The 7,288-nt window shown below is 65.4% G+C and carries 6 protein-coding genes and 1 pseudogene; 6 read left to right on the forward strand and 1 reads right to left on the reverse strand.

Annotated elements, in window-relative coordinates; translation table 11 throughout:
* Window positions 1–58: 58 nt before the first annotated feature.
* From C9427_RS07005 to glcF, 6 genes are all read left to right on the forward strand, one after another.
* Window positions 59–1,381 carry a DUF3422 family protein gene (locus C9427_RS07005; protein WP_107648398.1) on the forward strand — a complete coding sequence of 441 codons (1,323 nt, stop codon included), beginning with the start codon at window positions 59–61 and terminating at the stop codon, window positions 1,379–1,381.
* A gap of 162 nt (window positions 1,382–1,543) precedes the next feature.
* The gene (locus C9427_RS07010; RefSeq protein WP_107648399.1) at window positions 1,544–3,040 is read left to right on the forward strand and encodes an FAD-linked oxidase C-terminal domain-containing protein; all 1,497 of its coding nucleotides are present in this window, start codon (window positions 1,544–1,546) and stop codon (window positions 3,038–3,040) included.
* 50 nt (window positions 3,041–3,090) lie between these two features.
* Window positions 3,091–3,558 (forward strand): endonuclease domain-containing protein, encoded by a 468-nt coding sequence (locus tag C9427_RS07015; RefSeq protein ID WP_245437012.1) that lies wholly within the window; start codon window positions 3,091–3,093, stop codon window positions 3,556–3,558.
* A gap of 79 nt (window positions 3,559–3,637) precedes the next feature.
* Window positions 3,638–4,894, forward strand: coding sequence for an FAD-binding protein (locus C9427_RS07020; RefSeq protein ID WP_107648401.1), 1,257 nt, complete (start codon window positions 3,638–3,640; stop codon window positions 4,892–4,894).
* Entirely contained in the window at window positions 4,891–5,286 is a 396-nt protein-coding gene (locus C9427_RS07025) for a DUF4870 family protein (RefSeq protein ID WP_107648402.1), read from the forward strand. The genes C9427_RS07020 and C9427_RS07025 overlap by 4 nt, the downstream gene beginning before the upstream one ends.
* A gap of 9 nt (window positions 5,287–5,295) precedes the next feature.
* Window positions 5,296–6,624, forward strand: a complete 1,329-nt coding sequence (gene glcF, locus C9427_RS07030) for a glycolate oxidase subunit GlcF (RefSeq protein ID WP_107648403.1) — start codon at window positions 5,296–5,298, stop codon at window positions 6,622–6,624.
* A 165-nt stretch (window positions 6,625–6,789) separates the two neighbouring features.
* Here glcF and C9427_RS07035 read toward each other — a convergent pair.
* Window positions 6,790–7,288: pseudogene (locus C9427_RS07035) on the reverse strand (bifunctional 5,10-methylene-tetrahydrofolate dehydrogenase/5,10-methylene-tetrahydrofolate cyclohydrolase); the annotation flags it as partial.

Consider the following 7,288-nt stretch of genomic DNA (forward strand, 5'->3'; position numbering starts at 1 on the left):
GGAAGATTGTCTCTAGAGGACGCCATTGCACGAAGGGTCAAAAAGAGGGGGACCAGCCGTGTCGGACGATCCGTCCAATCTCGAATTCCAGCCGCGCGCCAAGGGCAGCGTCATGGGCTTCCCGGCATACGAGGGAAGGCCCGGCGCGCTTGGCGAGGTCCATGCCCGGCCGCATCCGCTGGTCGAGAAGCCGCGCGTTCTGATCCAGCTTTCCTTCATGACCGAAGGAGGATCCGGCGTCGACATGGCCGTGCTGTCCGAACTGTCGCGCCGCCTCGGCATCGCCGCGCCCGACCGTCATGCCCGCCACCACGCCATGAAATGGGGTCAGGGCTCGCTGCGCTGGGAGCGGCACACGGAATTCTCGACCTATCTGTGGGAAGGGCCGCTTTCCGAAAGCGGCAGGGCGCAGGAGGATTCTCCCTTCGGCAATGGATTTTCGCCGCCGGGAACGGTCATTTCAGGTATCAGGCTCGAAATCCGCAAATGGACGCAGGCCAGCGAGAGGCTCATCGCCGGCTTCGATCCGACCAGCCTGTGTTATTCGCTGGTCGAGCGCGGCAACGCCGCCATCGTCACCGACTTCCGTCAGGACGGCGATGGCCTGACCCGCATGCTGGTGCTCGATCGCGGCCTGACGCCGGCGCGCACCGGTGCGCTGTCGCAGCGGCTGATCGACATCGAAACCTACCGCACGCTGGCCATGCTCGGCCTGCCCTTGGCGCTGACGCTGTCGGGCCGCGCCCGCCGTATCGAAGACAGGCTGGCGCAGACGACACTTGAAATGAAGGTCGCCGAGACCCGTGACAGCCAGACGCTGCTTGCCGACCTGACCGAGCTTGCCGCGGAACTCGAGGCCGATGCCGCCTCCAGCCTCTATCGCTTTGGCGCCAGCCGCGCCTATGACGGCATCGTCGTCGAGCGGCTGGAAGCGCTGGAGGAAGAGGCGGTGCCCGGCTACGACACCTGGGGCGGCTTCCTGCAGCGGCGCGTCGCGCCCGCCATGCGCACCTGTCGCTCGGTCGAGGAGCGGCAGGCCAATCTGTCGCGCAAGCTCACCCGCGCCACCACGCTGCTGCGCACCTGGGTCGATGTCGAGGTTGAGAAGCAGAACCGCGACCTGCTGGCGTCGATGAACAACCGCGCCCGCTTGCAGCTTCGTTTGCAGCAGACGGTAGAAGGCCTGTCCGTCGCCGCTGTCTCCTACTATGTCGTCGGCCTCATCAGCTACCTCGCCAAGGGCGCCTCGATCTTCGGTCATGCCATCGCGCCGGAAGTCGTCACCGCCGCCTCGGTGCCGCTGGCCATCCTGCTCGTCTGGTGGGGCGTGCGCCGCGTGCGTCGGATGCACTCCGAGCCGGCCAAGCAGCCCGGCGAGTGATCCACGCCCTTTGACCTTCCCAAAGGGCTAAAACCGCAGCGGCAGATTGCCGCTGCGGAAGCTGTCCCGGCATTGGTTCCCGTTTTTCGTCCAAAGCAGGATTTGCAACAGACGCTTGTCGCTGGTAAAACATTTTTACCAGTCGAGCGAAGGAGGCTGCTGATGTCCGGCCTTGCCATGCCGAAGCCAGACGATGCCACGATGCGCCGGCGCGACGAGATCGTCGCCGACATGCGCATCATCGTGCCGGGCGAGGGCGTCGTCGATGCCGCCAATTCAATGCGCGCCTTCGAGAGCGACGGGCTTACCGCCTATCGGCAATTGCCGCTGGTCGTGGTGCTGCCCGAAACGGTGGCGCAGGTCTCGCGCGTGCTGAAATATTGCAACGACCGCAATATCCGCGTCGTGCCGCGCGGTTCCGGCACGTCCTTGTCTGGCGGCGCGCTGCCGCTCGAAGACGCGGTGCTTCTGGTCATGAGCCGCTTCAACCGTATCCTCGAGATCGACTTTCCCAATCGCATCGTCGTCGCCCAGCCGGGCGTCACCAATCTCGGCATCACCACCGCCGTCGAGCAGGAGGGCTTCTACTACGCCCCCGATCCATCCTCCCAGATCGCCTGCTCGATCGGCGGCAATGTCGCGGAAAATTCCGGTGGCGTGCACTGCCTGAAATACGGCCTCACCGCCAACAATGTTCTCGGCATCGAGATGGTGCTGATGAGTGGCGAAGTGGTGCGCCTCGGCGGCAGCCATCTCGACTGCGAGGGCTACGACCTGCTCGGCGTGATGACCGGTTCCGAAGGCCTGCTCGGCGTCGTCACTGAGGTCACCGTGCGCATCCTGAAGAAGCCGGAGACGGCGCGCGCGCTGCTGATCGGCTTCCCGACCAGCGAGCAGGGCGGCCAATGTGTTGCCGACATCATCGGCGCCGGCATCATCCCCGGCGGCATGGAGATGATGGACCGTCCCGCGATCCACGCGGCCGAGGATTTCGTCCATGCCGGCTATCCCCTGGATGTCGAGGCGCTGCTGATCGTCGAGCTCGACGGTCCGGGCGTCGAGGTCGATCATCTGATCGGCCTTGTCGAGGCCATCGCCTACCGGAACGGCTCGACCACCTGCCGCATCTCGCAGTCGGAGCAGGAGCGGCTGAGCTTCTGGGCCGGCCGCAAGGCGGCCTTCCCGGCGGTCGGCCGCATCTCACCCGACTATTACTGCATGGACGGCACCATCCCGCGCAAGGAACTGCCGAGGGTGCTCGCCGGCATGCGCGAACTCTCGGAGAAATACGGCCTCGGCGTCGCCAATGTCTTCCATGCCGGCGACGGCAATCTGCATCCGCTGATCCTTTATGACGCCAATGTGCCGGGCGAACTCGACAAGGCCGAGAGCTTCGGCGCCGACATCTTGCGGCTCTGCGTCAAGGTCGGCGGTGTCCTGACCGGCGAGCACGGCGTCGGCGTCGAGAAGCGTGACCTGATGCCGGAAATGTTCAACCAGATCGACCTCGACCAGCAGATGCGGGTCAAATGCGCCTTCGATCCCAACCATCTTTTGAATCCCGGCAAGGTGTTTCCGCAATTGAGGCGATGCGCCGAACTGGGGCGGATGCACGTGCATCGGGGGCAGGTGGCGTTTCCGGATATTCCGAGGTTTTGATGGCAACGTCTCACAATGGCGGTTCCTCGCCCCCGCGAAGCGGGGGAGAGGTGGCTCGGGCGAAGCCCGAGACGGAGAGGGGGCCTGCGGCTGACGTGCCAAGCCGACGCTCACCTGAAAGGATCGCGCGTGCCCGCGCGCTCCGCCATGGCGACAATCCGGCGGAAGCAACCCTCTGGAACGAACTGAAGGCCAAAAAGCTAGGCGGATACAAATTCGTGCGACAGATGCCGATCGGGCCATATTTCGCCGACTTCGCCTGCCGAAGCGAAAAGCTGGTCGTTGAGCTGGACGGAAGTCAGCATGTCGGAAGTTCCTACGACAGGCGACGCGACGAATTCATGCGTGGCGAAGGGTTCTCCGTCGTGCGGTTCTGGAATGTCGACGTACTCAAGGGCCGGACGAGCGTTTGCGAGACTATCCTTGCGGCGCTGGAAGGGCGATTGGCCGAAGACGTGATCGCCTCGGACCTGAGGTTCGTTCTTGCCGCCAAGAAGGTTGGAGGTGGCGCTCTATGATTGCCCCCTCTCCGTCTCGGGCTTCGCCCGAGCCACCTCTCCCCCGCTTCACGGGGGCGAGGAACCTGGGTTCGGCGCCATGACAACCTTCACCCCCTCCACCGCAGCCGAAACCCTCTCCACCGTCGCCTGGGCGGCAGCCGAAGAATCCCCGCTGGAAATCCTCGGTCATGGCTCCAAGCGCGGCATCGGCCGTCCGCAGCAGAGCGAGCATACGCTTGATCTGTCGAAGCTCTCCGGCGTCACGCTCTACGAGCCGGCCGAGCTGGTGCTGTCGGCCAAGGCTGGCACGCCGCTGGCCGGGATCGAAAGCCTGCTTGCCGAAAACGGCCAGCAGCTTGCGTTCGAGCCGATGGACTATGGCCCGTTGCTCGGCGGCAAACCCGGAAAAGGCACCATCGGCGGCGTGCTTGCCGCGAACCTTTCCGGTCCGCGCCGGCTGAAGGCGGGCGCCGCGCGTGACCACATCCTCGGCATCTCGGCGGTTGCCGGCCGTGGCGAAGCCTTCAAATCCGGCGGCCGCGTCGTCAAGAACGTCACCGGCTACGACCTGTCCAAGCTGATGGCCAACAGCTGGGGCACGCTGGCCGTGTTCAGCGACGTTACCTTCAAGGTGCTGCCGGCGGCCGAGACCGAAGTCACGCTCGCCATCCGCGGCTTGCTCGACGACCATGCAGCAGCTGCGATGGCGCTGGCGCTTGGTTCCAGCGCCGAAGTATCGAGCGCCGCGCACCTTCCCGAACGCGTCGCGGCGCGGGTTGCTGGCGGCAATCTCGGCAGCGATGCGGCGACGCTGCTGCGCGTCGAGGGTTTCGGGCCGTCGGTTGCCTACCGCATCGCCTCGCTGAAGGACCTGCTCCGCAATGCCGGCCCGCTGGAGGAGATTGCGGGCGAAGCCTCGCATTCCATCTGGCGTGATGTCAGGGATTGCGCCCCATTCGCCGATGGTACGGAAAAACCGGTGTGGCGCGTCTCCATGGCGCCGTCACAAGGCCACCAGATGGTGCTGGCGCTGCGCATGCAGGCCGCGGTCGACGCCTTCTACGACTGGCAGGGCGGGCTGATCTGGCTGCGCATGGAGCATGGCGACCCTGAGGCTGGCCTGCTTCGCGGGCTGATCGGGAAACATGGCGGCGGCCACGCGACGCTGGTGCGTGCCGCTCCTTCGCATCGCGCCGCCGTGCCGGTGTTCGAACCGCAGGCACCGCATCTGGCGGCTCTGGCTGCAAGGCTGAAGCAGGAGTTCGACCCGAAGGCGATCCTCAACCCTGGCCGTATGGCGCCGGGTGCCGGCTCTGCTACTCTCGGTCCTTTAACCGAGGGAGGATCATCATGAGCGACATCAATTCCGGCCAGGGCGACAAGCCCACACCGCGCCAGACCGACCGCTGGCTGGAGCCTGGCCCGACCAATGCGCTGGTCATCTACATCCTCTACCTCGCCAGCCTGGTCATCGGCATCTCCGGCATTGTCGGCATCGTGCTGGCCTATATCAACCGCGGCAAATCAGGTGGCTTCGTCGAGAGCCATTACACCTTCCTGATCCGCACCTTCTGGATCGGCCTGCTCTATGCGCTGATCTCGGTGGTGCTGATGATGGCGGTGGTCGGCATCGTGTTGATGTTCGCCGTCGGCGTCTGGTTCATCGCCCGCTGCATTCTCGGCATCCAAGCACTGCAGCGCGGCGAGCCGGTCAAGAACCCGGAAAGCTGGTTTCTCGGGCAATAGGATTTTTGCGTGCAGACCAATTTCTCCCCCGCCCAGCTTGCCGATCCGCATGTCGCGGAATCGGAGAAGATCCTGCGCAAATGCGTGCATTGCGGCTTCTGCACCGCCACCTGCCCGACCTATGTGACGCTCGGCAATGAGCTCGATTCGCCGCGCGGACGGATCTACCTGATCAAGGACATGCTGGAGAACGGCCGGCCGGCCGACAAGGAGATCGTCACCCATATCGACCGCTGCCTGTCCTGCCTCGCCTGCATGACCACATGCCCATCGGGCGTCAATTACATGCATCTCGTCGACCACGCCCGCGCCCATATCGAGGAGACCTACAAGCGCCCGCTGCTCGATCGGTTGACGCGCGCCATGCTGGCCTTCGTGCTGCCCTATCCCTCGCGCTTTCGCACCGCACTGAGGCTGGCGAAGCTGGGCAAGCCTTTCATCGGCCTGTTCGAAAAAATCCCGGCGCTGAAGCCGCTGGGCTCTATGCTCAGGCTTGCGCCGGCTTCGATCCCGGCCGCCTCGCCGATGGCTTCTCCGGGCATCCATGCCGGGCAGGGCACGAGAAAAAATGGTCGCGTCGCCATTCTCACCGGCTGCGCGCAATCCGTGCTTGATCCCGCCATCAACGACACGACGATCTCGCTGCTGACGCGGCTGGGCGTCGAAGTGGTCGTGCCCCAAGGCGAGGCCTGCTGCGGCGCGCTGGTGCATCACATGGGGCGGGAGGAGGCTGCCCTTGCCTCGGCGAGGCGCAATGTCGATGCCTGGACGCGCGCTATCGAGCAGGGCGGGCTGGACGCCATTGTCATCACCGCGTCGGGCTGCGGCACCACCATCAAGGATTACGGCTTCATGCTGCGCCTCGACCCGGCCTATGCGCAAAAGGCGGCGCGCGTCTCGGCGTTGGCCAAGGACATCACGGAGTATCTGGCAAGCCTCGATCTGCCCGAGCCGGTCCGCAAGCCCGGCACCATCGTTGCCTATCACTCGGCCTGCTCGATGCAGCACGGCCAGAAGATCACCCGCCAGCCGAAGGAGCTTCTGGCCAGGGCCGGCTTCGTCGTGCGCGAGCCGCGCGAGGGGCATCTGTGCTGCGGCTCGGCCGGCACCTACAACATCCTGCAATCCGAGATCTCGGCAAAGCTGCGCGACCGCAAGGTGAAAAATATCGAAGCCACGGGCGCGCAAATCGTTGCCACCGGCAATATCGGCTGCATCACCCAGATCGCATCCGCCGCGAAGCTTCCGGTGGTGCACACGATAAAACTGCTCGACTGGGCCTATGGCGGCCCGAAGCCGGAAGGCGTGCCGGAGGAAAGGCTGGTCGATGCGGAGTGACCAGACAGTCGTGGGCGCCAGCCCCCTCATCCGGCCGCTTCGCGGCCACCTTCTCCCCGCTGGGGAGAAGAGGTTGACGCCGGCGCCGAAAGTCTCCTCTCCCCTGGGGGAGAGGTCAGCCGAGCGAAGCGGAGGCTGGGTGAGGGGGCTGGCGCCGCCCTGCGCCTATTCCGCCGCGAGCTTGTCCACCACGCCGTAGGTCGCCTGATAGAGCGCGCGCTGGCGGCTGAGCGCCACCATCGTGTTGCGCAGCAGGATCGCCACCGTGAGCGGTCCGACGCCGCCCGGCACCGGCGTGATCCAGGAGGCGACTTCCTTGACGCTGTCGGTATCGACGTCGCCGACGATGCGGCTTTCGCCGTCCGGCCCGATCTCCGAATTGATGCCGATATCGATGACGGCAGCGCCCGGCTTGACCATGTCGGCCTTGATCAATCGCGGCCGGCCGACGGCCACGAACAGCGCATCGGCGCGGCGCGCATGGGCGGCCACCGAGCGCGTCATGTGATGGCAGACCGTCACGGTTGCGCCCTCGCTCATCAGCAGGAAGGCGATCGGCTTGCCGACGATCTCCGAATGGCCGACGATGACGACTTCGAGCCCTTTGAGGTCGAGGCCGGTCTCCTTCAGCAGCTCCACCGAAGCGGCCGCCGTGCAGGGGGCA

The sequence above is a fragment of the Mesorhizobium helmanticense genome, assembly GCF_003034915.1.
In the GTDB taxonomy this organism is placed as follows: Bacteria; Pseudomonadota; Alphaproteobacteria; order Rhizobiales; family Rhizobiaceae; genus Mesorhizobium; species Mesorhizobium helmanticense.

Excerpts from the sequence above, each read along its gene's own strand:
- C9427_RS07010 (WP_107648399.1), top strand. The coding sequence starts at position 1,544 with ATGTCCGGCCTTGCCATGCCGAAGCCAGACGATGCCACGATGCGCCGG.
- C9427_RS07020 (WP_107648401.1), top strand. The coding sequence starts at position 3,638 with ATGACAACCTTCACCCCCTCCACCGCAGCCGAAACCCTCTCCACCGTC.
- C9427_RS07025 (WP_107648402.1), top strand. The coding sequence starts at position 4,891 with ATGAGCGACATCAATTCCGGCCAGGGCGACAAGCCCACACCGCGCCAG.